16 protein-coding genes are annotated in these 23,852 nt (G+C 63.9%); 6 read left to right on the forward strand and 10 right to left on the reverse strand.

Features of this window, described 5'->3' with window-relative positions; genetic code table 11:
* Positions 1-2: 2 nt before the first annotated feature.
* The 9 genes from E8F20_RS17965 to glnE all read right to left on the reverse strand — a co-directional run bounded on the left by E8F20_RS17965 (position 3) and on the right by glnE (position 10,974).
* On the reverse strand, positions 3-1,460 hold the full coding sequence (locus tag E8F20_RS17965; protein WP_280284935.1) for a lipopolysaccharide kinase InaA family protein: 1,458 nt from the start codon (positions 1,458-1,460) through the stop codon (positions 3-5).
* Positions 1,457-2,212: a lipopolysaccharide kinase InaA family protein gene (locus E8F20_RS17970; protein WP_280284936.1), complete on the reverse strand. Its 756-nt coding sequence runs from the start codon at positions 2,210-2,212 to the stop codon at positions 1,457-1,459. The genes E8F20_RS17965 and E8F20_RS17970 overlap by 4 nt, the downstream gene beginning before the upstream one ends.
* A complete protein-coding gene (locus E8F20_RS17975; RefSeq protein WP_280284937.1) occupies positions 2,209-2,946 on the reverse strand; it encodes a lipopolysaccharide kinase InaA family protein in 738 nt (245 codons plus the stop codon). The genes E8F20_RS17970 and E8F20_RS17975 overlap by 4 nt, the downstream gene beginning before the upstream one ends.
* A complete protein-coding gene (gene rfaP / locus E8F20_RS17980) occupies positions 2,943-3,758 on the reverse strand; it encodes a lipopolysaccharide core heptose(I) kinase RfaP (protein ID WP_280284938.1) in 816 nt (271 codons plus the stop codon). Before rfaP ends, E8F20_RS17975 begins: the two co-directional genes overlap by 4 nt.
* Positions 3,755-4,876 (reverse strand): glycosyltransferase family 4 protein, encoded by a 1,122-nt coding sequence (locus E8F20_RS17985; protein WP_280284939.1) that lies wholly within the window; start codon positions 4,874-4,876, stop codon positions 3,755-3,757. Before E8F20_RS17985 ends, rfaP begins: the two co-directional genes overlap by 4 nt.
* On the reverse strand, positions 4,876-5,937 hold the full coding sequence (waaC, locus tag E8F20_RS17990; RefSeq protein ID WP_280284940.1) for a lipopolysaccharide heptosyltransferase I: 1,062 nt from the start codon (positions 5,935-5,937) through the stop codon (positions 4,876-4,878). The genes E8F20_RS17985 and waaC overlap by 1 nt, the downstream gene beginning before the upstream one ends.
* Positions 5,938-6,981, reverse strand: coding sequence for a lipopolysaccharide heptosyltransferase II (waaF, locus tag E8F20_RS17995; RefSeq protein ID WP_280284941.1), 1,044 nt, complete (start codon positions 6,979-6,981; stop codon positions 5,938-5,940).
* A 93-nt stretch (positions 6,982-7,074) separates the two neighbouring features.
* On the reverse strand, positions 7,075-7,998 hold the full coding sequence (locus tag E8F20_RS18000) for a branched-chain amino acid transaminase (protein ID WP_280284942.1): 924 nt from the start codon (positions 7,996-7,998) through the stop codon (positions 7,075-7,077).
* A gap of 42 nt (positions 7,999-8,040) precedes the next feature.
* Positions 8,041-10,974 (reverse strand): bifunctional [glutamate--ammonia ligase]-adenylyl-L-tyrosine phosphorylase/[glutamate--ammonia-ligase] adenylyltransferase, encoded by a 2,934-nt coding sequence (gene glnE, locus E8F20_RS18005; RefSeq protein WP_280284943.1) that lies wholly within the window; start codon positions 10,972-10,974, stop codon positions 8,041-8,043.
* A 280-nt stretch (positions 10,975-11,254) separates the two neighbouring features.
* Here glnE and aceE point away from each other — a divergent pair, with 280 nt between their 5' ends.
* From aceE to E8F20_RS18030, 5 genes are all read left to right on the forward strand, one after another.
* The gene (aceE, locus tag E8F20_RS18010; protein ID WP_280284944.1) at positions 11,255-13,900 is read left to right on the forward strand and encodes a pyruvate dehydrogenase (acetyl-transferring), homodimeric type; all 2,646 of its coding nucleotides are present in this window, start codon (positions 11,255-11,257) and stop codon (positions 13,898-13,900) included.
* Between the two features lie 11 nt (positions 13,901-13,911).
* Positions 13,912-15,879: a dihydrolipoyllysine-residue acetyltransferase gene (aceF, locus tag E8F20_RS18015; protein WP_280284945.1), complete on the forward strand. Its 1,968-nt coding sequence runs from the start codon at positions 13,912-13,914 to the stop codon at positions 15,877-15,879.
* Positions 15,880-16,137: 258 nt separating this feature from the next.
* On the forward strand, positions 16,138-18,834 hold the full coding sequence (locus E8F20_RS18020) for a GGDEF and EAL domain-containing protein (protein WP_280284946.1): 2,697 nt from the start codon (positions 16,138-16,140) through the stop codon (positions 18,832-18,834).
* 70 nt (positions 18,835-18,904) lie between these two features.
* On the forward strand, positions 18,905-19,552 hold the full coding sequence (msrA, locus tag E8F20_RS18025; protein ID WP_280284947.1) for a peptide-methionine (S)-S-oxide reductase MsrA: 648 nt from the start codon (positions 18,905-18,907) through the stop codon (positions 19,550-19,552).
* A 67-nt stretch (positions 19,553-19,619) separates the two neighbouring features.
* The gene (locus tag E8F20_RS18030; RefSeq protein ID WP_280284948.1) at positions 19,620-20,870 is read left to right on the forward strand and encodes an HD-GYP domain-containing protein; all 1,251 of its coding nucleotides are present in this window, start codon (positions 19,620-19,622) and stop codon (positions 20,868-20,870) included.
* Here E8F20_RS18030 and E8F20_RS18035 read toward each other — a convergent pair whose 3' ends face one another.
* A complete protein-coding gene (locus E8F20_RS18035) occupies positions 20,871-21,710 on the reverse strand; it encodes a 23S rRNA (adenine(2030)-N(6))-methyltransferase RlmJ (protein WP_280284949.1) in 840 nt (279 codons plus the stop codon). It lies immediately after the preceding gene.
* Between the two features lie 136 nt (positions 21,711-21,846).
* On the opposite strand from E8F20_RS18035, the gene E8F20_RS18040 reads away from it, so the two are divergent.
* On the forward strand, positions 21,847-23,649 hold the full coding sequence (locus tag E8F20_RS18040) for an acyl-CoA dehydrogenase (protein ID WP_280284950.1): 1,803 nt from the start codon (positions 21,847-21,849) through the stop codon (positions 23,647-23,649).
* Positions 23,650-23,852: the final 203 nt, after the last annotated feature.

The raw sequence follows: 23,852 nt of genomic DNA on the forward strand, positions 1-23,852 counted from the left end.
GGTTAGCCTCTTTCAGGGCAGGTGCCTGGCACCTGCGGTAATCGTTTATCCAGTAGCTGGTGCAATGCCGACTCGGCCGGCCAGTTCCGCAGGAAGCGCGCGCGGTCGCGAGCATAGGCCCGGGCAAAGCTGCGCTCGCTGCGATGCTGGTACACGGCATCGAGATCGATCAGGGTCCAGCGGCCGTCCTGCCAGAACAGGTTGTAGCCCTTGAAATCGCCGTGACTGATGCGTTCGCGGATAAGCGCAGCGAACAGTCGATCGAGAGCTTGCAGCTCGGCTTCCGGTGGAGCACCAGCCCCATCAGGATTGTCCAGATAGGGTCGAAAACGGGCGATTATATCTTGCCCGGAGAGATATTCGGTAATCAGGTAGGCCCGTCCGCGCAGCCAGAGAAAACGCCGCTCGAGCACAGCCAGCGGACGTGGCGTGGCGATGCCAAGGAACTCCAGACGGTTGCCCTCGCGCCAGCTGTGCCAGGCGCGACTCGGGCGCCAGAAGCGCGTCAACCAGTGCAGCAGGCCCTTGATGTTGTAACGCTTGACCAGCAGTTTGCGTCCGTCGATCTGGACTTCCGCCACCGTGGCGGTCGCCCCTTGCTTCAGCGAGCGACCCTGCTCAAGCGCGGCATCCGGCGCCTGCAGCAGCCTTTCGAGCCCTGCTTCCGCCTCGCGACGGACCGCGCGTAGGCCGAATGCGCCGCGAACGACGCTGAACAGGCTGCAATCGCGGGCGATTTTTTTCATGTAGTCACCCAGGCGCCAGCGCCGCACCCGGGCTATTTCCTTCTCCAGGGCCTCCAGCGGCAAGGCATGCTCGCCGTTGACCAGCAGATAGTGCACCAGCAGCTCTTCCAGGAAGGGGTCCAGCTCCGCCGGCAATTGGGCAAAGAAGATGCCCAGGTTGGCCAGGACCTTGTCCCTCGGCAGTGGATTGCCGGGGTTTTCAGCGCGAATGCCGCCGCCGTCGATCACATGCAGCTTATTGTCCTGACGCAGCAGGTTGTCCAGGTGCAGGTCTTCCTGGGCGAGCCCGACCAGGTGCAGTCGGGCAATGACCCCTAGCGCTTCGCCCAACACGGCTTGCTGACCGTCGGACAACGGCGGATCGCGCTCCACCTGGCGCCAGGCATCCCAGAGGCTTTCCGCTGAGTCCAGATATTCGAACAGCAACCAGCCACCCTGCCCTGGCTGCTGCCCTTCATTCAGAAGCGCTGGGGAATCGATGCCCTGTTCATGCAAGGCGCGCGCGCCCGCCAGCTCGCGCTGGAAATGCCGCTCGGCCTTGGCGCCGACCAGCAGCTTGGCCAGCACCTTGCGGCCCCGCCACATCGCCACGCCCACGTAACGCTGCCCGGGCAGAACCCGCAGCAGGCTCTGCAGCTCCAGGCCGCCAGCCACATCAAGGTGAATGGGAAGCTGCGGGGTTCGCCCCGCGCGGGCTAGGTCAGCCAAAGTCATTGAGCGCGTTCCTTGTCACGCCGGCGACTGGCGAGGCGTGCCAGCCAGTCATTCACGTCCGCCGAATCCTGCCCGTGCTCCAGGTAGCCGGACAGCAGTTCGCGTACCTCGGCTTCACCCCAGGCATCAGCCCGCCGCACCAGGGCCTCCAGGTCCTTGACCCGGTCGCGGCGCCCCAGCAGCAAGGGCCGGGTCTTTTCCAGGTCGATCAGACAAGCCTCGAATCCGGCCTGGGTCTCCCGCAGGAATACGTGCTTGGGATAGAAGCACCCGTGCACCTGGCCAGCGCCATGGAGACGCCGCGCCAGATCCGCCACCGCAACGATGATCGCCGAGCGCTTCCCCGCGGCCATTGCGGGCCACACATCCAGCCAACCGGCGAGCTCGCGCCAACCATCCAGGGCACGGGTCAGCAGGATGGCGCGACGCTCTCCTTCAACCAGGCGGTAGCCGAAGAAGGCCGCCTGCAGGGCCGGAACGCCCAGTTTCTGGTAGCGGCAAATGTTGCGGAACTCGCGAGCGAAGGTGGGCTCGCCGAAAGGTCGCAGCAGGTTGCGGCTAAGGAAGTTGCTCTGTCGCTTGAGGTAGTAGGTGGCCTCACCCAGGTCCAGGCGGAACACACTGCTCCAGCCGCCACGGCCGGTATTGGGCTCATCGACCGCCTCCAGGCGCAAGGCCCAGAGCGATTCGAAACTGTCCAGGCCGTGGCGGGCAAGAATCTCGCGATCCGCCGCGGCGATGAAGTCGCTCATTCGCGTCCCTCGAAGAACTTGAGGATCTGCCGCACCTGGCGCTTGTCGCGGCTGCGCAGGCGCGATTGATCCCGGTATTGCAGGTAGAAGCGCAGTCGCTGGCTGCGACTGAGGTGGTACTTGGCCACCTTGTCCAGGCAGGCCAGGTCCTTGATCACCCGATAGTGCAGGAAGGGTCCCCACCAGAAAGTACCGGTTGGGCAGTCGATCAGGAACAGTTCGCCAGCTTCGTCCACCAGCAGGTTGCGCCACTTCAGGTCGTTATGGGCGAAGCCATGCTGATGCAGGCTTCGGGTGGCCTTTGCCAACTGCTGGCTGACGCGGTCGACCCAACGCGGATCGCTCAGGCGAGGATCGCCCTGCTTGGCCATTTCCGCCATGTCGACCGTGCCTTCGAGTTCCCGAGTGATCAGCGCACCACGGTGGAAGGCGCCGGCACGACGTTCCTGCCCCCACCCCACCACAGGCGCAGTGGGAATGCCCCATTTGGTGAAGCGTTTGAGGTTCTGCCATTCGGCCTTGACTCGCGGCCGACCGAACCAGCGCCGCAAGCCCTTGCCCGCTGCCCAGTAGCGCTTGACGTAGTAGCGCACGCCACGGTGTTCCACCCGCAGCACCTCGGACAGCGGGTCGCCGGTGATCCAATCACCTTCCACGGCAAATACCTTGTCGAGGTCACCGAACAGCTCTGCGACCTCTGTCTCCAGCCCCTCGGCCAGTTTCCATTGGCTCACGCCTCTCCTCCCCCGGCGTACTTGCGCTCATAGCGCGAGAGCAGACGCTCGGCCTTCTGCTCGAGCCAGGCCAGCAGACCGATTTCATCCCTCAGGACCTGGCGCAGTGGCTGGCGGAAATAGGCCTTGAGGAAGCGCAGCTTGTCACGCCGGGTCAGGCCGATGTTCAGCGCCGAGAAGTAGAGTCCGGCCAGATCCTTGTCGCGCCAGCGCTTGGGAGTTGCAGCACGGGTTTGCGCACGATGCAGGTCAATCAGCGACAGTTTGAAGTCGTCGGCGGTCACCGGCCGTGCCGTGTGCAGAAGGAAGTGGCAGATATAGCAGTCGCGATGATTGACCCCGGCCCGGTGCATCGTGCCGGTCATGCGTGCCACCTCCTCGATCAGCGCCCACTTCAGCCGTACCGGCGGCGGATTGCTTGGCCAATCGACACAGAAGTCTTCAAGGCTGACCGTGGGTGCCAACTCTTCCGTGACAATGAAGGAGTGCTGGCTTGCCGGATTGCTGCCGCGCTCGCCAAAGGCAACGGCGGTCATGGTCGGTACACCGGCCTCGTGCAGGCGCTGGATGGCCGTCCATTCCTGGCCAGCGCCCAGCACGGGCGCCTTCGCAGTGATCAGGTTCTTGACGATCTCACCCCAACCGATACCGCGATGGATCTTGACGAAGTAGCCGCTGCCGGCCACTTCGGTGCGCAGGGTGCGACGGCCTTCCAGCTCTCGGTAGACCTGGCCCTGGAGCGCTTCCACCTCGACGAAGGCATCACGCCCGGCCCAGAGGTGCTCGAAAGGGGGCTTCAGGACAAGCTTCATGGGCGCTCCGCGAGAATCACATCCGCTGCGTGCTGCGGCATGCTGTAAAGGTCGGCGCTGTCGGCAAAGGCCAGGCCGTTGGCGCTCCAGCGCGCGCGGGCCGCCGAGTCGGCGAGCATCTCGACAAGCGCGCGATTGAGGCCGTCCTGCTCGAATGGGCTGGGCAGCACGCGGCCGCTGTCCGCCTCGGCGATGTAGTGGGCGTAGCCGCAGACGTCGGTGACCAGCACGGGCAGCCCTGCAACCAGCGCCTCCAGCAATACAGTGCCGGTGTTCTCGTTGTAGGCCGGGTGGATCAGCAGGTCGGCACCCAGCAGGAAGCGCGGGATATCGCTGCGCCCCTTGAGAATGTCCACCTGGTCGGAAATGCCCAGGGCCTTCATCTGCAGCAGGAAAGGCTTGGGGTCGTCCTGGCCGATAACGATCAGGCGAGTGCGCTTGCGCAGTTCACGCGGCAGCGCGGCCACGGCCTTGAGGCTGCGATCCAGGCCCTTGGTCTTGAAGCCGGAACCGATCTGCACCAGCAACAGCTCGTCATCGCTCAGCTTGAACTCACGACGGAATTCGGCGCGGATGTCAGAGGCATTGGCCGGCGCGCGGCGATCGGCGGCGATACCCGGCGGCAGCAGGTGAAAGCGCTTGGCCGGCGTGGCGTAGTGCTTGACGAAGAGCGGCTGCTGCACCTCGGAGATCATCAGCACTTCGGTCTTCGATTCAGGGGCGAACACCGCGCGCTCATAATCGGAGAAGTGCCTGTAGCGACCCCAGCGGCGGTAGAGGCCATTGCGCAAGGTCTGCGCCTTGTCCTCGAAGCAAGGGTCAGCGGCGTAGTAGACATCGAGGCCCGGCATCTTGTTGAAGCCGACCACGCGATCCACCGGACGGCGCGCCAGGTCGGCCTCGACCCAGGCGGTGAATTTCTCGTTGCGCTTGTGGTTGAACAGCGCCTTGACGGGCGCAATCAGCACTTCGAATCCTTCCGGGACGTCGCCCTCCCAGATCATGGTGTAGACGCGAATGGCATGACCACGACGCTGGCACTCCAGGGCGATGCGCATGAAATCACGCTGCAGGCCACCAAAAGGGAAGTACTTGTAGAGCACGAATGCCAGTTGCATCAGTGGATATCCTCGGTCAGCAGCAGGGCTTCCAGCTGGGTCGCCACGCGCTGCGGATTCAGCCGGGTGAAACATAGCGGCTGTTCACCTTCCAGATCGAACAGCCGGCGATCTTCCACCGTCGGCTTGTAGGCACAGACCTTCTTCAAGCAGGGCGCACAGGGGAAGTCGCTGCCCAAATGGATCTGCGACCGCCCATAAGCGCCGGTGAAGCCCGGGTTGGTCGGGCCGTAAAGTGACAGGGTCGGCACATCCAGGGCGGCAGCCAGGTGGCCGAGGCCGGTATCCACCGCCACGCAGGCGCGGGCGCCGGCCACGACCTTGGCCATCCCTGCCAGGGATAACTTGGGGAGCACTGCAGCCTTTTCCAAGCCTTCGGCGATGCGTTCGGCACGTGCTTTTTCCGTCGGATTGCCCCAGGGCAGCCGCACGTGCCAGCCATGGTCGCAGGCGCGCTCGGTAAGTTCGCGCCAATACTTCTCCGGCCAGTGCTTGGTCTCCCAAGTGGTGCCATGGAGGAACAGCAGGTAGGGCGCACCGCTGTGGACGTCGGCCAGTTGTGCGCGATTCAGACCGTAGTTGCCCACCCCTTCAGGCACCCGATAGTCCAGTGCCTGGGCGAACAACTGGCGCACGCGCTCCACAGCGTGCTGCCCCCAGGCCACCGGATAGCGGCGATCATAGAAGTGGCTGGCCACCGGCTCGCGGGCCGAGTCACTATCCAGCCCCACCACCGGTGCCTTGGTGTAACGGGTCAGCAGAGCGCTCTTCAGCAAGCCTTGTGCATCAATCACCAGGTCATAGCGGGTTTCCCGCAGACGGCGCTTGAAGCGGCGCCATTCGCCACTTCTCAGGGTCTGCCAGAGGTTCTTGCGCCAGCGGCGGATAGCCACTGGAATGACTTGCGCCACCGCCGGATGCCAGGCCGGAATCTCGGCAAACCCCTCTTCCACCACCCAGTCGAACTCGATGCCGGGAATCGCCCGCGCAGCATCGGTGAGCGCCGGCAAGGTATGAATGACATCGCCCAGGGAAGACGTCTTAATCAGCAGTACCCGCACTCAGCGACTCTCCACCAGCTCGAGCGGGTCCGGCACCAGGCGGTCCAGAGCTTCGATCACCGGGCGCGGTTTGAGCTCGCGCAGGCAGTTGTAATGGCCGAAGCGGCAAGTGCGCTCGAAGCAGGGGCTGCACTCCAGGCCGAGGCGGACAATCTCTACCTGCTCGGCCAGGGGCGGAGTGAACTGCGGCGAAGTCGAACCGTAGACCGCCACCAGCGGTCGCGCCAAGGCCGCCGCCACGTGCATCAGCCCGGAGTCGTTGGACACCACTGCGCTGGCGCAGGACATCAGATCAATGGCCTCGGCCAGGCTGGTTTCGCCGGCGAGGTTGACCGCTTCTTCCCGCAGCCCCGGGATCAGGCGCATGCGGATATCTTCGCCCCCCGGGTGGTCGTTCTTCGAGCCGAACAACCAGACCTGCCAGCCGGCACGGATCTTCAGTTCGGCCACCTTGGCGTAGTGCTCGGCGGGCCAACGCTTGGCCTCGCCGAACTCGGCACCCGGACAGAGCGCCAGCACGGGGCGGTCCATATCCAGGCCGAACTTGGCCAGGGCGGCGTCGCGGCTGGCCGTATCGATCCGCAGCGAAGGGCGCGGATAGGGTTTGGGCAGCTCGGCTTCCGGCTCGAAGGCCAGGGCCATGAAGCGCTCGATCATCAGCGGGTAGCGCTGCTTGTCGAGAACGCGAATGTCATTCAGCAGGCCGTAGCGCATCTCTCCCTTCCAACCGGTGCGCTTGGGTATGCCGGCGAACCAGGGCACCAGCGCCGACTTCAGCGAGTTGGGCAGGAGAATGGCCTGATCGTACTGCCCCAGCAGGGACTTGCCGATCTTGCGGCGAGTGGCGATATCCAGCACGCCGTGGCCGACGGGGAAACTCAGCGCCTGACGCACTTCCGGCATGCGTTCAAGGATGGGCCGGCTCCACTCGGGGGCCAGCACGTCGATCTCGCAGTCGGGATGGCGGGCCTTCAGGCACTGGAAGAGTGTCTGCGCCATCACCATGTCGCCGACCCAGGAGGGTCCTACGATCAGTATTTTCATAAGGGCAGCTTCAAGCCTCAAGCGACAAGCCGCAAGCTCCAAGCGGTGCGGACCACTTGCAGCTTGCGGCTTGCCGCGTGCAGCTTAGTCGGATTACTTGACCAGGGTGCGCCACTCGCCGTGGGCGGAAGTCTTGCCGGTCACCAGGTCGAAGTAGGCTTTCTGCAGCTTCTCGGTCACCGGACCGCGGCGACCGATGCCGATCTTGCGGCCATCCACTTCGCGGATCGGGGTGACTTCGGCGGCGGTACCGGTGAAGAAGGCCTCATCGGCGATGTACACCTCGTCACGGGTGATGCGCTTCTCCACGACCTTGATACCCAGCTCGCCAGCCAGGGTCAGGATGGTGCTGCGGGTAATGCCATTGAGGCAGGAGGTCACTTCCGGGGTGTACACCACGCCGTCCTTGACCAGGAAGATGTTCTCGCCCGAGCCCTCGGCCACGTAGCCTTCCGGGTCCAGCAGCATGGCTTCGTCGGCGCCACCGGAGATGGCTTCCTGCAGGGCCAGCATCGAGTTGATGTAGTTGCCGTTGGCCTTGGCGCGCGTCATGGAGATGTTGACGTGGTGGCGGGTATAGGAGCTGGTACGCACCTTGATGCCGTTGACCAGTGCTTCCTCGCCCATGTAGGCGCCCCAGTGCCACGCGGCGACGATCACATGCACCTTCAGACCGGACGCGCGCAGACCCATGCCCTCGCTGCCGAAGAACACCATCGGCCGCAAGTAGGCGCTTTCCAGGCCGTTCTCACGAACCGCGGCGCGCTGGGCTTCGTTGATCTCTTCCTTGGAGAAGGGAATCTGCATGTTGAAGATATGAGCAGAGTCGAACAGGCGGTCAGTGTGAGCCTGCAGGCGGAAGATGGCAGTGCCGTCTGGAGTGTTGTAGGCGCGTACGCCTTCGAACACGCCCATGCCGTAATGCAGGGTGTGGGTCAGGACGTGAGTGGTTGCTTCGCGCCACGGCACCAGTTCGCCGTCATACCAGATCACGCCATCACGATCGGCCATCGACATATTGCCAGCTCCTCAAGAATTCGATTGGTTCAGCCAGCCAGGTCAGTTCAGACCCAGCTCACGCCAGATCCGCATCACGCCAAGGCGCTCCGCGTGGAACTGGTCCCCGCTCACTATCCCAGGCTGCTTCTGCAAGGCCTGGCGGTGGGCCGCTGAACGGTAGGCTTTGTAGGCTTCCTGCAGCAGGCGCACCTCGTCGCCAGCCAGCAGGTTTGCCTGCTCCAGGCCATCCAGAATGCGGATGTTATCGGTGTAACGCACCAGTTCAGGGTACTGTCGCGACCAGGCCAGGGCCGCATATTGCACCATAAATTCGATATCGACGATACCGCCGGCATCCTGCTTCAGATCGAAGGAGGCCGCGGCCTCGAAGGCATTCGACCCTGTTCCGGCAGCGGTTTCGCGGGTGCCAAGGTTGCCACGCATCTTGGCGCGCATCTCACTCACCTCTACGCGCAACCCGGGCAAATCGCGCTCGCGGCCGAGCACCGCCAGGCGCACCTGCTCGAAGGCGGTGGCGACCCGAGGCGAGCCCACCAGCACCCGCGCGCGCACCAGCGCCTGGTGCTCCCAGGTCCAGGCTTCGCTCTCCTGGTAGCGCTGGAAGGCGCCCAGGGAACTGACCAGCAGACCCGCCGCACCGGATGGACGCAGGCGCATGTCCACCTCGTACAGGGCCCCGGAGGTGGTCTGAGTGGTCAGCAAATGGATGATGCGCTGCCCCAGGCGGGTGAAGAACTGCGCGCCGTCGATGGGTTTGTCGCCATCGGTTTCGGCCTGGGGATCGCCATCGTGGATGAACACCAGGTCCAGGTCCGAGCCATGGCCGAACTCGAGGCCGCCCACCTTGCCGTAGCCGACGATGACGAAGTCCGGATCGCAGAGACTCCCGTCAGCGCGCTTCGGCGTACCGTACTTGGCCACGGTCTGGCGCCAAGAAAGGGCCAGCACCTGATCGAGAATGGCCTCGGCCAGCCAGGTCAGGTAGTCGCTGACCTTCATCAGCGGCAAGGTGCCGGCTATTTCCGAAGCCGCCACCCGTAGACTGTGGGCCAGCTTGAAGTGGCGCAAGGCCTCCATCTGCTGCTCCAGATCGTCTTCGGGAATCCGCGTCAGGCGCTCGCGCAGTTCGGCGGCCAGCTCGGGGGCCAGCGGCGGGCGATAGAGGCGGCCCTCATTGAGCAGTTCATCCAACAACAGTGGAAAGCGGGTGATCTGCTCAGCGATCCAGGGGCTGGCCGCACAGAGCTCGATCAAACGCTGCAGGGCGCCAGGGTTCTCGGTCAGCAGCACCAGGTAGGCGGAACGGCGCGCCACCTTTTCCACCATGGGCAGCACCCGCTCCAGCACCAGGTCAGGCGTGCGATGCTCCACGGTCAGGCTCAGCAGGCGCGGTATGAACGCATCCAGACGCTCGCGTCCGAGGCGCTGCATGGCACGCACCTGCGGGCCATTGCGCAGGTCGGTAAGGCGGCGCCAGGCTGCGACGGGCTCGGCGAAGCCGGCTTCGCCCAGCTGACGGCAAGCACTCTCTTCGTCCAGCGCCTCTTCCCAGAGCGGAAGCCATTCGCCACCTATGCAGCTTTCACCGTCGCCACCCTCTTCGTCATCTGGATCGGCGATCACCTGCTGGAAGTGCCACTCGACACGCCCGCGCCAGTGCATCAGGCGCTCGTGGAAGCTCGTCCAGTCATCAAAGCCCATGATGAAGGCAACACGCGCTCGATCCAGCTCACTGTCCGGCAGCATCTGTGTCTGGCGGTCGGCGATGGCCTGCAAGGCGTGCTCGGTGTAGCGGAGAAACTCGTAGCCTTCCTTCAATTCGGCAACCACCGGTGGCGGCAGGTAGCCCTGGCCCTCCAAGGTCTCCAGTACCGTCAGCAGCGGTCGCTGCTGCAGGCTGAGGTCGCGGCCGCCGTGAATCAGCTGGAAGGCCTGGGCGATGAACTCAACTTCGCGAATGCCTCCGGAGCCGAGCTTGACGTTCTCGGTCATGCCCTTGCGCCGCACCTCCTGCTGGATCAATTGCTTCATCGAGCGCAGCGCTTCGATGGCAGAAAAGTCCAGGTAGCGGCGATAGACGAAGGGACGCAACATCTGCAGCAACTGGGCGCCAGCCGCCTGGTCGCCGCCCACCACCCGCGCCTTGATCATGGCATAGCGTTCCCAGTCACGCCCCTGGTCCTGGTAGTACTGCTCCAATGCATTGAAGCTGAACACCAACGACCCGGATGAGCCGTAAGGACGCAGGCGCATATCCACGCGGAAGACGAATCCGTCCACGGTGATGGCGTCCAGCGCCTTGATCAGCCGCTGGCCGAGGCGCGTGAAGAACTCCTGATTGTCCAGGGCGCGCTTGGCACCTTCAGTCTCACCACCCTCGGGGTAGCCGAAGATCAGGTCGATGTCCGAGGACAGGTTCAGTTCATGGGCCCCAAGCTTGCCCATGCCCAGCACGACCAGATGCTGTGGAAGAGCAGAGCGACGGCCGATGGGCGTGCCGAACTGGGCGCAGTGGCGACTGTAAAGCCAGTGGTAAGCGAGGTCGATGCAGGCATCCGCGAGATCGGAGAGGTCGCGACAGGTTTCCGCAAGATCCGCCTGACGGGTCAGGTCGCGCCAGATAATGCGCAACTGCTGGCGGTGGCGGTAGCGGCGCAGCCGTCGCCCAAGATCGTCTTCTTCCATGCAGCCTTCCAGCAGCTCCGCGACCTGGGCGCGCAACTCGCCGGGTGCCAGCGGCCGCTCCAACTCACCAGAGGCAGCCAGCGCCAGGAGCATGAGCGGATCGCGCTGCGCCTGTTCGGCGACGAAATCACTGGCGGCACTGACTCGCCCGAAGGCTTGTCGCCGTTCGTCGGGCCAGCTGTCGAAGTCCTGGGACTGATCAGCGAGGGCAGTGCGGAAGGCAGACAGCGCCCGATCGGCGCTGGGCTGGAGGGTGGCCGACAAGGCGGCCAGCGACGGCAAGCTCATGGTCTATCCTTTCTGGGCTGCGGGCCGAGGCTGGACCCGCAGCTGGCGCAGCGGTGGCGGAACAGCTCTAACTCGGGTCTTTCAGCCGACTGCGCCGCGCAGTCTGTAGTTTTACTACGAAAGATTGTATCCAGAGTGCTGAAACCTTCGTCGATTTGTAGTAAAACTACACGAGCCCGGCCCTACCCCCGGTAACAAGAATTTCGCCGCGACCGCCCCACAAGGCCGGCCGTGACCACTGGCATCCGATTCTGGAAGCCTTTCCGCCCTGGAGCAAGCCATGCAAGACCTCGATCCCGTCGAAACCCAGGAATGGCTGGATTCCCTGGAGTCCGTACTCGACAAAGAAGGCGAAGACCGCGCGCATTACCTGCTGACCCGCATGGGTGAGCTGGCCACCCGCAGCGGCACCCAACTGCCCTACGCCATTACCACGCCGTATCGCAACAGCATCCCGGTAACCCACGAAGCACGCATGCCTGGCGACCTGTTCATGGAACGCCGCATTCGCTCGATGGTGCGCTGGAACGCCCTTGCGATGGTGATGCGCACCAACCTGCACGACCCGGATCTGGGCGGTCACATTTCCAGCTTCGCTTCCTCGGCGACCCTCTATGACATCGGTTTCAACTACTTCTTCCAGGCTCCTACCGAGGAGCACGGTGGCGACCTGATCTTCTATCAGGGCCACGCATCCCCCGGCATCTATGCTCGCGCCTTCCTCGAAGGCCGCATCAGCGAAGAGCAAATGACCAACTTCCGCCAGGAAGTGGACGGCAAGGGCCTGTCCTCTTACCCGCACCCCTGGCTGATGCCGGACTTCTGGCAGTTCCCCACAGTTTCCATGGGCCTCGGCCCGATTCAGGCCATCTACCAGGCCCGCTTCATGAAGTACCTGGAAAGCCGCGGCTTCATCCCCGCCGGCAAACAGAAAGTCTGGTGCTTCATGGGTGACGGCGAGTGCGACGAGCCGGAATCCCTTGGCGCTATCTCCCTGGCCGGCCGCGAGAAGCTGGACAATCTGATCTTCGTCATCAACTGCAACCTGCAGCGCCTTGACGGCCCGGTTCGCGGCAACGGCAAGATCATCCAGGAGCTGGAAGGTGTCTTCCGCGGCGCCCAGTGGAACGTGAACAAAGTGGTCTGGGGCCGGTTCTGGGACCCGCTGTTCGCCAAGGACACCAACGGCTCCCTGCAGCGCCGCATGGACGAAGTCGTCGACGGCGAGTACCAGAACTACAAGGCGAAGGACGGCGCGTACGTCCGCGAAAACTTCTTCAACTCGCCAGAACTCAAGGACATGGTCAAAGACCTCTCCGACGACGAGATCTGGAAACTCAACCGTGGCGGCCACGACCCCTACAAGGTCTATGCGGCCTACCACCAGGCGGTCAACCACAAGGGCCAGCCCACGGTCATTCTGGCCAAGACCATCAAGGGCTACGGTACCGGCGCGGGCGAAGCGCAGAACACCGCGCACAACACCAAGAAAGTGGACGTCGAGAGCCTGAAGCAGTTCCGCGATCGCTTTGACATTCCGGTCAACGACAACGACCTGGAAAAACTGCCGTTCTACCGCCCACAGGAAGGCAGCGCCGAGCACAAGTACCTGCACGAGCGTCGCGCCGCCCTGGGTGGCTACATGCCGCAGCGTCGCGCCAACAGCTTCAGCATCCCGACCCCGCCGCTGGAAACCCTCAAGGCCATCCTCGACGGTTCGGGCGATCGTGAAATCTCCACCACCATGTCCTTCGTGCGCATCCTGGCGCAACTGGTCAAGGACAAGGAACTTGGCCAGCGCATCGTTCCGATCATCCCGGACGAAGCCCGTACCTTCGGTATGGAAGGCATGTTCCGCCAGCTCGGCATCTACTCCTCGGTCGGCCAGCTCTACGAGCCGGTGGATAAGGACCAGGTGATGTTCTACAAGGAGGACAAGAAGGGCCAGATCCTGGAAGAAGGTATCAACGAAGCAGGCGCCATGTCCTCCTTCATTGCGGCCGGTACCTCCTACAGCAACCACAACCAGCCGATGCTGCCCTTCTACATCTTCTATTCGATGTTCGGCTTCCAGCGTATTGGCGACCTGGCCTGGGCCGCCGGCGACAGCCGTGCTCGCGGCTTCCTGATCGGCGGCACCTCCGGTCGGACCACTTTGAATGGCGAAGGTCTGCAGCACGAAGACGGCCATAGCCACCTGATGGCGGCGACCATCCCGAACTGCCGCACCTACGACCCCACCTACGGCTACGAGCTGGCGGTGATCGTGCGTGAAGGCATCCGCCAGATGACCGAAGAGCAGCAGAACATCTTCTACTACATCACCGTGATGAACGAGGCCTACCAGCAGCCCGCGCTGCCGGTCGGGGCCGAAGAAGGCATCATCAAGGGCATGTACCTGCTGGAAGAAGACAAGAAGGACGCCGCCCACCACGTGCAGCTTCTGGGCTCGGGCACCATCCTGCGCGAAGTCCGCGAAGCGGCGAAGATCCTCCGCGACGAGTTCAATGTCGGCGCTGACGTCTGGAGCGTCACCAGCTTCAACGAACTGCGCCGCGAAGGCCTGGCGGTCGAGCGCCACAACCGCCTGCATCCGGAACAGAAGCCCCGCCAGACCTACATCGAGCAGTGCCTGGCCGGCCGCAAGGGCCCGGTCGTGGCCTCCACCGACTATATGAAGCTGTTCGCCGACCAGATTCGTCAATGGGTACCGAGCAAGGAATACAAGGTTCTCGGCACAGACGGTTTCGGCCGCAGCGACACCCGCAAGAAACTGCGTCACTTCTTCGAGGTTGACCGTTACTGGGTGGTCCTTGCGACCCTGGAAGCCCTCGCAGATCGCGGTGAGATCGAACCCAAGGTCGTGGCCGAGGCCATCGCCAAGTTCGGTATCGATCCTGAAAAACGCAACCCGCTGGACTGCTGAGGAGACGCATTGTGAGTGAACTGATTCGCGTACCCGACATCGGCAGCGGCGAAGGTGAAGTGATCGAGCTGTTCGTCAAGGTTGGCGACCGCATCGAAGCCGATCAGAGCCTGCTGACCCTGGAGTCTGATAAGGCCAGCATGGAGATTCCCGCGCCCAAGGCCGGTGTGATCAAGAGCCTGAAGGTGAAGCTGGGCGATCGCCTGAAAGAAGGCGACGAACTGCTGGAGCTGGAAGTCGAGGGTGCTGCAGCTGCAGCGCCCGCTCCGGCGGCAGCTCCTGCACCCAAGGCCGAAGAAAAGCCCGCTGCCCCGGCGCCGGCTGCTGCCTCTGTGGCAGCCAGCTCCAGCGTGCAGGAAATCTTCGTCCCGGATATCGGCTCGGCCGGCACTGCCAAGGTCATCGAGGTTCTCGTCAAGGCCGGCGACACGGTCGCAGCCGAGCAGTCCCTGATTACGCTGGAGTCCGACAAGGCCAGCATGGAGATTCCTTCCCCTGCCGCCGGCGTGGTGGAGAGCGTCGAGGTCAAGCTGGATGCCGACGTCGGCACTGGCGACCTGATCCTCAAGCTGCGCGTAGCCGGAGCAGCACCGTCCGCAGCCCCGGCCCAGGCCGCTGCACCTGCCGCGGCACCGGCACCGGCTGCCGCACCCGCGCCTGCCCAGGCGGCAGCCGCATCGGTGCAGGACATCAAGGTTCCGGACATCGGCTCGGCTGGCAAGGCCAAGGTCATCGAAGTACTGGTCAAGGCCGGCGATACCGTCGAAGCCGAGCAGTCGCTGATCACCCTGGAGTCCGACAAGGCCAGCATGGAAATCCCCTCGCCGTCTGCCGGCGTGGTGGAAAGCGTCGAAGTGAAGCTGGACGCCGAAGTTGGTACCGGTGACCTGATCCTCAAGCTCAAGGTCGCAGGAGCTGCTCCGGCAGCGACCGCAGAGCAACCGGTCCATCGCGTACCCGAGGGCGCCCACCCGGTCGCAGCCGCCGAGGTCACCGCTATTGCCTCGCTGGCCGCAGCGGCTGCAAGCACCACCGGCATCCCGGCCCGCTCCAGCGGTGCCAAGGTCCACGCAGGCCCGGCGGTTCGCCAACTGGCCCGCGAGTTCGGCGTCGAGTTGAGTGCAGTCCCGGCCACTGGCCCGCACGGTCGCGTCCTCAAGGAAGACGTGCAAGCCTACGTCAAGGCGATGATGCAGAAGGCCAAGGAAGCTCCGGCTGCAGCCGCCGCTGCAACCGGTGGTGCCGGCATCCCGCCGATCCCGGTGGTGGACTTCAGCAAGTTCGGTGAAATCGAAGAAGTGGCCATGACCCGCCTGATGCAGGTCGGTGCCGCCAACCTGCATCGCAGCTGGCTCAACGTCCCGCACGTGACCCAGTTCGATTCGGCCGACATCACCGAGCTGGAAGCCTTCCGGGTTGCCCAGAAAGCCGTGGCGGAAAAGGCCGGCGTCAAGCTGACCGTCCTGCCGCTGCTGCTCAAGGCCTGCGCCTACCTGCTCAAGGAACTGCCGGATTTCAACAGCTCCCTGGCCCCCAGCGGCAAGGCGCTGATCCGCAAGAAGTACGTGCACATCGGCTTTGCCGTGGACACCCCGGACGGCCTGCTGGTACCGGTCATTCGCGACGTCGACCAGAAGAGCCTGCTGCAACTGGCCGCCGAAGCCGCCGAACTGGCGGAGAAAGCGCGCACTAAAAAGCTATCCGCCGATGCCATGCAAGGCGCCTGCTTCACCATCTCCAGCCTCGGCCACATTGGCGGCACCGGTTTCACGCCGATCGTCAATGCGCCTGAAGTGGCGATCCTCGGCGTGTCCAAGGCCGCAATGCAGCCGGTATGGGACGGCAAGGCCTTCCAGCCGCGCCTGATGCTGCCGCTGTCGCTTTCCTACGACCACCGCGTGATCAACGGCGCCGCTGCCGCGCGCTTCACCAAGCGCCTCGGCGACGTGCTAGCGGATATCCGCACCATGCTGCTGTAACCGTTTGCAATTCGCGAGCACGCCACGCTCGTACCTCAACCCCGCCCCCCTGAGGCGGGGTTTTTTTTGACTGCAGAATGGCCTCCACCCTCAAGCTGACTGCGCAGTCCCGCACAATTCCAACCGTCTTTTCTCCACTCGCGAAAAGCTCGGCGCGGCGCGCTTGCCAGTGCCATCATCATGATGCACCCTTGCCCGATGCTTTGAAGAAGTAGGCCGGACCCTCTTTCGGTCAGAGAAGTGGAAGCCTAGCGCCCAATGAAGAGCCATCCCGATGCCACCAGCCGTACGGTGGCCGAGATAGTGACGCAACTGCCCGTCCCCTCGCGGCTGGGCCTGATGCGTTTCGAGCGGCTCAATGAGGCCAGCTGGGCGATGCTCTTTCTCGACCCAGCCTGCGAACGCACATTCGGCCTGCCGGCCAGCGAACTTTGCGCCCTTATCGACGCCCCTTACGCCAGCCTGATGGAACCGGAGATCCGCTACCGGTTGCACGACGAGGTGCAACTTCAACTGGCCGCTCACCCGCATTACTCCATCCAGTACACCCTGCACACGCCCAAGGGCCCGCTGCTCCTGCAGGAAGTCGGCGAGCCGTTCCAGCAGCACGGGCGGCAGCTACTGCGTGGCTACCTGCTGGTGGCCGGCGAGTCATCGGAGCACCAGGAACGGCTGAAAAACCTCGAGCTTGAGGCCCAGAACAGCCGGCTGCGCACATCCCTGGAACTCTACCAGCGTTCCCAGGACGACCATCTGCAACACCTGGTTCGCTCCCGCGCCCAACAGAGTTTGATCGTCCGCCTGGCGCGACATCGTTACATGTCCAGCAACCCAGCCGAGGAAGCCGCTCAGCTCATCACCCAGGCTGCCTGCGAAGCCTACGACGTGGCACGTGCCGGCATCTGGATGCTCGAAGGCACCCAACTGGTAGCGGTCAGCCTGTTCCGCCGCGACCAGGACCACCATGTACACCCGCGCGCCATGGAGATGAGCCAGTTCCCGCATTACCTCGATGCCCTGCACAGCGGACGTGCCATTGACGCCCACAATGCCCAGAGCGACCCGCGCACCAGCGAACTGGCCAAGGGTTACCTCAAGCCTCAGGGCATCAGCGCCATGCTCGACGCCAGCATCCGCATCGGTGGCGAAGTGGTGGGCGTGCTTTGCCTGGAACATACGGGCGCGCCACGCGTCTGGCAGACCGACGAGATCGCCTTCGCCGGCGAGCTGGCCGACCAGTTTGCCCAGGTGCTGGTGAACCAGCAGCGGCGCCACGCTACCAGTGCCCTGCACTTGTTCCAGCGCGCCGTTGAGCAAAGCGCCAGCGCCTTCCTGCTGGTCGACCGCGACGGCCTGGTGGAATACGTCAATCCCAGTTTCACCGCCATCACCCAGTACAGTGCCGACGAAGTGCACGGTCGCCGCCTGTCGGACCTGCCAGCCCTGGAAAACCTCAGTGAACTGCTGTTCGACACCGGCTCCGGCCTGGCCGCCTGCAACAGCTGGCAAGGTGAATTCCGCAGCCGGCGCAAAAACCTCGAGCCTTACTGGGGCCAGCTGTCGATCTCAAAAGTATTTGGCGAGGACGGCGAGCTCACCCACTACATCGGCATCTACGAAGACGTCACCCAAAGCAAGCTGGCCCAGCAGCGCATCGAGAAACTGGCCTATACCGACAACCTCACCGGCCTCGGCAACCGTCCCTATTTCATCCGCACCCTCGAAGAGCGCTTCCAAAGCGACCGCGATACCCCGCTCTGCCTGCTGCTGGTGGACATCGACAACTTCAAGCGGATCAACGACAGCCTCGGCCACCAGACGGGGGACAAGTTGCTGGTAAGCCTGGCCCGGCGCCTGCGCAATAGCCTGAGCCCCAACGGTATCCTGGCGCGCTTTGCCAGCAACGAGTTTGCCGTATTGCTCGACGGTGCCGACCTGGATAGCGGCCAACGCATCGCCGCCCAGGTCCTGCAAACCCTGGACAAGCCGTTGTTCGTCGACAACCAGCTGATCAACGTCACGGGTTCCCTGGGGCTCGCCTGTGCGCCGCAGCACGGGCGCGACCCGCAAACCCTGATGAAGCACGCAGGCCTGGCACTGCACAAGGCCAAGGCCAACGGCAAGCACCAGCTGCAGCTGTTCACCGAGGCTCTGAATGCCGAAGCCAGCTACAAGCTGTTCGTCGAGAATAACCTGCGCCGCGCCCTGGCACAGAACGAGCTGGAAGTCTTCTACCAACCCAAGCTCTGCCTGAAGACCGGCCAGTTGCTCGGCATGGAAGCCCTACTGCGCTGGCACCACCCGGAAAAGGGCATGATCAGCCCAGATCAGTTCATCAGCGTGGCGGAAGAGACCGGCATGATCATCCCCATTGGCAAATGGGTGATTCGGGAAGCCTGTCGCATGTGCAAGCGCCTCAGCGCTGCCGGGCTGGGCGACCTGCAGGTAGCCATCAACCTGTCACCCAAGCAGTTCAGCGACCCGGACCTGGTGGGCTCCATCGCTGCGATCCTCCATGAAGAGCAGCTACCACCGAAGCACCTGGAGCTGGAACTCACCGAAGGCCTGCTGCTGGAAGCCACCGAAGACACCCGGCACCAGCTCAACCATCTGAAAAACCTTGGCCTGACCCTGGCCATGGACGATTTCGGCACCGGTTACTCGTCGCTCAGCTACCTGAAGAAATTCCCCATCGACGTGATCAAGATCGATCGCAGCTTCATCAAGGACATCCCCGACAGCCAGGACGACAAGGAAATCACGTCTGCTGTGATCGCCATGGCTCACAAGCTCAAACTCAAGGTGGTCGCCGAAGGTATCGAGACCGCCGCCCAGCTCGGTTTCCTGCGTCGGCAGCACTGCGATGTGGGCCAAGGCTACCTGTTCGACAAACCGATCTCCGGCAAGCACCTGTTCGAAAACCTCGTCCGCTACCCCTGCCGCAAAGGCGTCTGAACAGTCGTTGAAAAATGCCAGCGCAATCGGGGTAACATCGGGATTCATTGCAATCCCGAGGAGATGGCTGATGGCCCTGCGTTCGCAAATACTCGCCCACAAACTCGAGCTGCCAAGCGCCGCTCAGGCCCTGCCCGGCCGCGAGACGCCGATGCCGGTGCCCGACAGCCACTACGTCAATGGTCGCCCGCTGCAAGGCCCCTTCCCCGCCGGCCTGCAAATGGCGCAGTTCGGCCTGGGCTGTTTCTGGGGCGCTGAAAGGCGCTTCTGGCAACAGCCGGGGGTCTGGACCACGGCTGTCGGCTATGCGGGCGGCTTAACCCCGAACCCTACCTATGACGAAGTTTGCTCCGGCCTGACCGGGCACACGGAGGTGGTACTGGTGGTGTTCGATCCGCAAAAAATCAGCTTCAACGAGCTGCTGAAGGTGTTCTGGGAAACCCACAACCCGACCCAGGGCATGCGCCAGGGCAATGACGTTGGCACCCAGTACCGCTCCGCCATCTTCTGTTATGACGAAGAGCAACTGGCCGCCGCCCGTGCGAGCCAAGAGCGCTTCCAGGCCGAGCTGGAGAATTCCGGATTCGGCGCCATCACCACCGAAGTCCGCGAGGCGCCTGCCTTCTATTACGCTGAGGCTTACCACCAGCAATACCTGGCGAAGAATCCCGGCGGCTACTGCGGCCTGGGCGGCACTGGGGTCTGCCTGCCCGCCTGAAGTGGGGCAGGCGGGGTGACTGTCGAAGGGTTAGACTCAAGTGGCCAATCGCCACCCAGCCTCCGGTATGTCACCCCAAATTCACTACATCGATCCCAACCAGCTCTGCATCGGCCTCTATATTCAGCTGGAACTGAGCTGGCTGGAGCACAACTTCACCTTCAGCAACTTCAAGATCAAGGATGAAGGACAGGTTCGTGCCCTGCAGGCGCTGGGCCTTCAGCGGCTGCGCTACGACCCCGCTCGCAGCGACTGCGAGCCCCTGCCCCTTGAAACGCTCGAAGTGCCGGCACCAGCCCCACCACCGGAAGACCCGGAGACTCGCGCGCGCCAGGCTCGAACCGAGAAGCTCCGCGAACTGCGTCAGCGGGTAGCCGAGGTGGACCGCCGGTTCCTTCAGGCCAGCCAGCAGGTCAAGAACCTCAACCAGACCCTGCGCAGCCGTCCGGAAGAAGCGATCCAGCATGCCGGTGCCATCGTCGGCGGGCTGGTGGAAACCCTGCTGGGAGAACCCGGTGTCGTGCTACACAGCATTACCGGCAAGGGGGCCGAGGACAGCTATTACCACGCCCTGAATGTCACCGTGCTGGCGCTGCTGCTGGGCCGCCAACTTGGCCTTGATAGCGAGGACTGCCACAGCCTGGGACTCGGCGCCCTGCTGCATGACATCGGCAAGATGGAAGTCCCGAGCAAGGTACTGCTCAAGCCCGAGCCCCTGACCCGCGCCGAGCAGCAGTTCCTGCAACTGCACACCGATTTCGGCCTGCGCATGGGCCAGCGCCTGATGCTGGACGACGAGGTGCTACGCATCATCCACGAGCACCACGAGCATTGCGACGGCAGCGGCTATCCCCGCGGCCTGCGGGAGGCGGGCATCGGTCGGCTGAGCAAGCTGGTGGCCATCACCAACCAGTTCGACAACCTGTGCAACCCGCTTGACCCACGCAACGCCCTCAGCCCCCATGAGGCCCTGGCACTGATGTTCAAGCAGCAGCGTTCACACTTCGACGAGGTAGCCCTGAAGGCATTCATACGTGCCATGGGCGTCTACCCGCCCGGCAGCCTGGTGCAGCTGGATGACGAGCGCTACGCCCTGGTACTGGGCATGAACCCGGGCCAGCCGCTGCGACCGACCCTGATCGTCCACGCCCCGGACGTGCCCAAACAGGAGGCGCTGATCCTCGACCTGGAGCAGGAGTCGCACCTGTCCATCGCCCGCAGCCTACGGCCGGCGCAGTTACCGCTGGAGGTGCTGGAATACCTCAACCCGCGGCAACAACTGACCTACTACGTGGAGCCTCGCCCCGGACGGGGATGATCACTCGGCGATCAGCCAGTCCAGTTGCCAGCCACCCTTGCTTTGCGCCAGGCGCTCGGCGAGCCAAGGCAGGACCTGGCGCAATTCGTCCTCGATGCCCCACGGCGGGTTGGCGATGACCAGGCCTGAACCGTTCAGCCCGGAATCCGCAGTGTCAGCCGCATGCACCCGCAGCTCTGCACGCAGCAGTTTGGGCGCCCCACTGGCCTGCAGCCCCTGGTAGAAGCGCTTGAGCTGGCGCTGGTCCTTGATCGGATACCAGATGGCGACCACCGTCTGGCGCATGCGGCCGATGGCTTCCTTCAGGGCGGTGACACAGCGCTCCAGTTCGTCCGCCTTTTCGAAGGGCGGGTCGATGAGCATCAGCGCGCGCTTTTCCGCCACGGGCAGCAGCGCCCGCGCCAGGTGCCAACCTTCCCCCAGGTGCACGGCGACACGGCGGTCGCCGGCCATGTTATCCCGCAACAGCTGGCCGTCCTCCGGGTGTTTCTCGTTCAGTTGCAGGCGGTCCTGGGGACGCGTCAGGCGCCGCGCCAATTCCGGCGAGCCGGGGTAATAACGCAGGCCGCCGTCCGGGTTCAGCTCATGGATCACCTGCAGGTAGTCGGCCATCGGCGCCGGTAGGTCGGGCAGCTCCCAGAGGCGACCGATGCCCTCGCGCCATTCATCGGTGCGGCTGGCCTGGTCCCCCAGCAAGTCATAAAGGCCGACGCCGGCATGGCTGTCGAGGTAGGCGAAGGGTGCCTCCTTGCGCGACAGCAGGGCAATCAGCCGGGCCAGGGTGAAGTGTTTGATTACGTCGGCGTGGTTGCCGGCGTGGAAGGCATGGCGGTAGTTCATGGAGAGTCCTCGCAAGGCGCGCATTCTATCAGCCAGTGGCTCACCACGGCTGCACCCCCTTTATCACGCCCATGGATGTTGCTAGGCGCCTTTCATTCACCGATCTAGACTCAGGCGATCCCACCGGAGAGCCACCATGTCCGAGACCCTGCTCAGTTCCCGCAACCTGGCCTTCGAGCTCTACGAAGTGCTGGACGCCGAAGCCCTGACCCAGCGTAAGCGATTCGCCGACCACAACCGCGAAACCTTTGACGCAGCCCTGGGCACCGCCCGCAGCATCGCCGAGAAGTTCTTCGCCCCGCACAACCGCAAGGGCGACGAGCAGGAGCCAGAGTACGTCGATGGCGCCGCCACCCTGATACCGGAAGTGAAGCCGGCGGTCGACGCCTTCCTCGAAGCCGGATTCCTCAACGCCACCCGCAGCTTCGAACAAGGCGGCATGCAGTTGCCGACCTTGCTGTCCCAGGCCTGCTTCGCGCACTTCCAGGCCGCCAACGTCGGCAGCTCGGCCTACCCGTTCCTGACCATGGGCGCGGCCAACCTGATCGAGAGCTTCGGCAGCGACGAGCAGAAACAGCGGTTCCTGCAACCGATGATCGATGGCCGCTTCTTCGGCACCATGGCCCTGACCGAACCCCATGCCGGCTCGTCCCTCTCGGACATCCGCACCCGCGCAGAACCAGCCGCCGATGGCACCTACCGCATCAAGGGCAACAAGATCTTCATCTCCGGCGGCGACCATCCGCTGGCGGACAACATCGTGCACATGGTCCTGGCCAAGCTGCCGGACGCCCCGCCTGGCGTTAAGGGCATCTCGTTGTTCATCGTGCCCAAGTTCCTGGTCAACGACGATGGCTCCCTCGGCAAGCGCAATGACGTGATCCTGGCCGGCCTGTTCCACAAGATGGGCTACCGCGGCACCACCTCCACTGCGCTGAACTTCGGCGATAACGGTGAGTGCGTCGGCTATCTGGTAGGCAGAGCGCATGCTGGCCTGTCCTACATGTTCCAGATGATGAACGAGGCACGCATTGGTGTCGGCATGGGCGCGGTGATGCTCGGCTACGCCGGCTACCTCTATTCGCTCGAATACGCCCGCGAGCGCCCGCAGGGTCGTCTGCCAGACGGCAAGGACCCAGCGTCGCCCCAGGTCTCGATCATCCAGCACGCCGACGTGCGCCGCATGCTGCTTACCCAGAAAGCCTATGTGGAAGGCGCCTTCGACCTCGGCCTGTACTCGGCACGCCTGTTCGACGACACCCAGACACTGACGACCGAGGAAGAGCGCCAGCAGGCCCACGAACTGCTCGATCTGCTCACCCCGATCGTCAAATCCTGGCCTTCGGAGTTCTGCCTCAAGGCCAACGAGTTAGCGATCCAGATACTCGGCGGCCATGGTTACACCCGCGAATACCCGGTGGAGCAGTACTACCGCGACAACCGTCTGAACCCCATCCATGAAGGCACCCACGGCATCCAGTCCCTCGACCTGCTGGGCCGCAAGCTGGCGCAGAACAAGGGTGCCGGCCTCAAGCAACTGACCCGACTGATACAGGGCTGCTGCGAGCGCGCCGCCGAATACGATTCGCTGACCGCCCTGCGCCAACCGCTGGAGCACCTGCTGGCGCGCCTCTCCAGCGTCACCCTGGCACTGCTCGGCGACCTGATGCAGGGCAAGGTCAACCAGGCCCTGGCCAATTCGGCGCTGTACCTGAAGGTCTTCGGCCATACCGTGATCGGCTGGCGCTGGCTGGAACAGGCCATCCGCGCCGAACAGGGACTGGCCCGTGGCAATGCGGCAGACGCCGACTTCTACCAGGGCAAGCTGCAGGCCGCGCGCTACTTCCTCACCTGGGAAGTGCCCGGCTGCCACCACGAGCTGACACTGCTCGAAGCTCGCGACGACACCTGCCTGACTATGCAAGACAACTGGTTCTGACCCTTTCCAGGGTATTTCACGCCCCGCGCACATGCGGGGCTTTTTTATGCCCGCTCGCCGAGATAGGCCACGCCGGGGGAACCACCGTACTCGCCGCTGGCAAGAACCCTGCGTGAAATCTTGCAGGGGCTTGCTACTGGCAGGTTAGAATTCCTCGGCATGCGCCCCCCCCTGCATGCCCCATAGTCCCTCCCCCCATGCAA

Source organism: Pseudomonas sp. BN415, assembly GCF_029871195.1.
GTDB classification, from domain to species: Bacteria; Pseudomonadota; Gammaproteobacteria; order Pseudomonadales; family Pseudomonadaceae; genus Metapseudomonas; species Metapseudomonas resinovorans.

Excerpts from the sequence above, each read along its gene's own strand:
- E8F20_RS18040 (WP_280284950.1), top strand. The coding sequence starts at position 21,847 with ATGTCCGAGACCCTGCTCAGTTCCCGCAACCTGGCCTTCGAGCTCTAC.
- glnE (WP_280284943.1), bottom strand. The coding sequence starts at position 10,974 with ATGAGCTTGCCGTCGCTGGCCGCCTTGTCGGCCACCCTCCAGCCCAGC.
- E8F20_RS17985 (WP_280284939.1), bottom strand. The coding sequence starts at position 4,876 with ATGCAACTGGCATTCGTGCTCTACAAGTACTTCCCTTTTGGTGGCCTG.
- E8F20_RS17965 (WP_280284935.1), bottom strand. The coding sequence starts at position 1,460 with ATGACTTTGGCTGACCTAGCCCGCGCGGGGCGAACCCCGCAGCTTCCC.
- E8F20_RS18000 (WP_280284942.1), bottom strand. The coding sequence starts at position 7,998 with ATGTCGATGGCCGATCGTGATGGCGTGATCTGGTATGACGGCGAACTG.
- E8F20_RS18020 (WP_280284946.1), top strand. The coding sequence starts at position 16,138 with ATGAAGAGCCATCCCGATGCCACCAGCCGTACGGTGGCCGAGATAGTG.
- E8F20_RS17970 (WP_280284936.1), bottom strand. The coding sequence starts at position 2,212 with ATGAGCGACTTCATCGCCGCGGCGGATCGCGAGATTCTTGCCCGCCAC.
- E8F20_RS18030 (WP_280284948.1), top strand. The coding sequence starts at position 19,620 with ATGTCACCCCAAATTCACTACATCGATCCCAACCAGCTCTGCATCGGC.
- rfaP (WP_280284938.1), bottom strand. The coding sequence starts at position 3,758 with ATGAAGCTTGTCCTGAAGCCCCCTTTCGAGCACCTCTGGGCCGGGCGT.
- aceE (WP_280284944.1), top strand. The coding sequence starts at position 11,255 with ATGCAAGACCTCGATCCCGTCGAAACCCAGGAATGGCTGGATTCCCTG.
- msrA (WP_280284947.1), top strand. The coding sequence starts at position 18,905 with ATGGCCCTGCGTTCGCAAATACTCGCCCACAAACTCGAGCTGCCAAGC.
- E8F20_RS18035 (WP_280284949.1), bottom strand. The coding sequence starts at position 21,710 with ATGAACTACCGCCATGCCTTCCACGCCGGCAACCACGCCGACGTAATC.
- waaF (WP_280284941.1), bottom strand. The coding sequence starts at position 6,981 with ATGAAAATACTGATCGTAGGACCCTCCTGGGTCGGCGACATGGTGATG.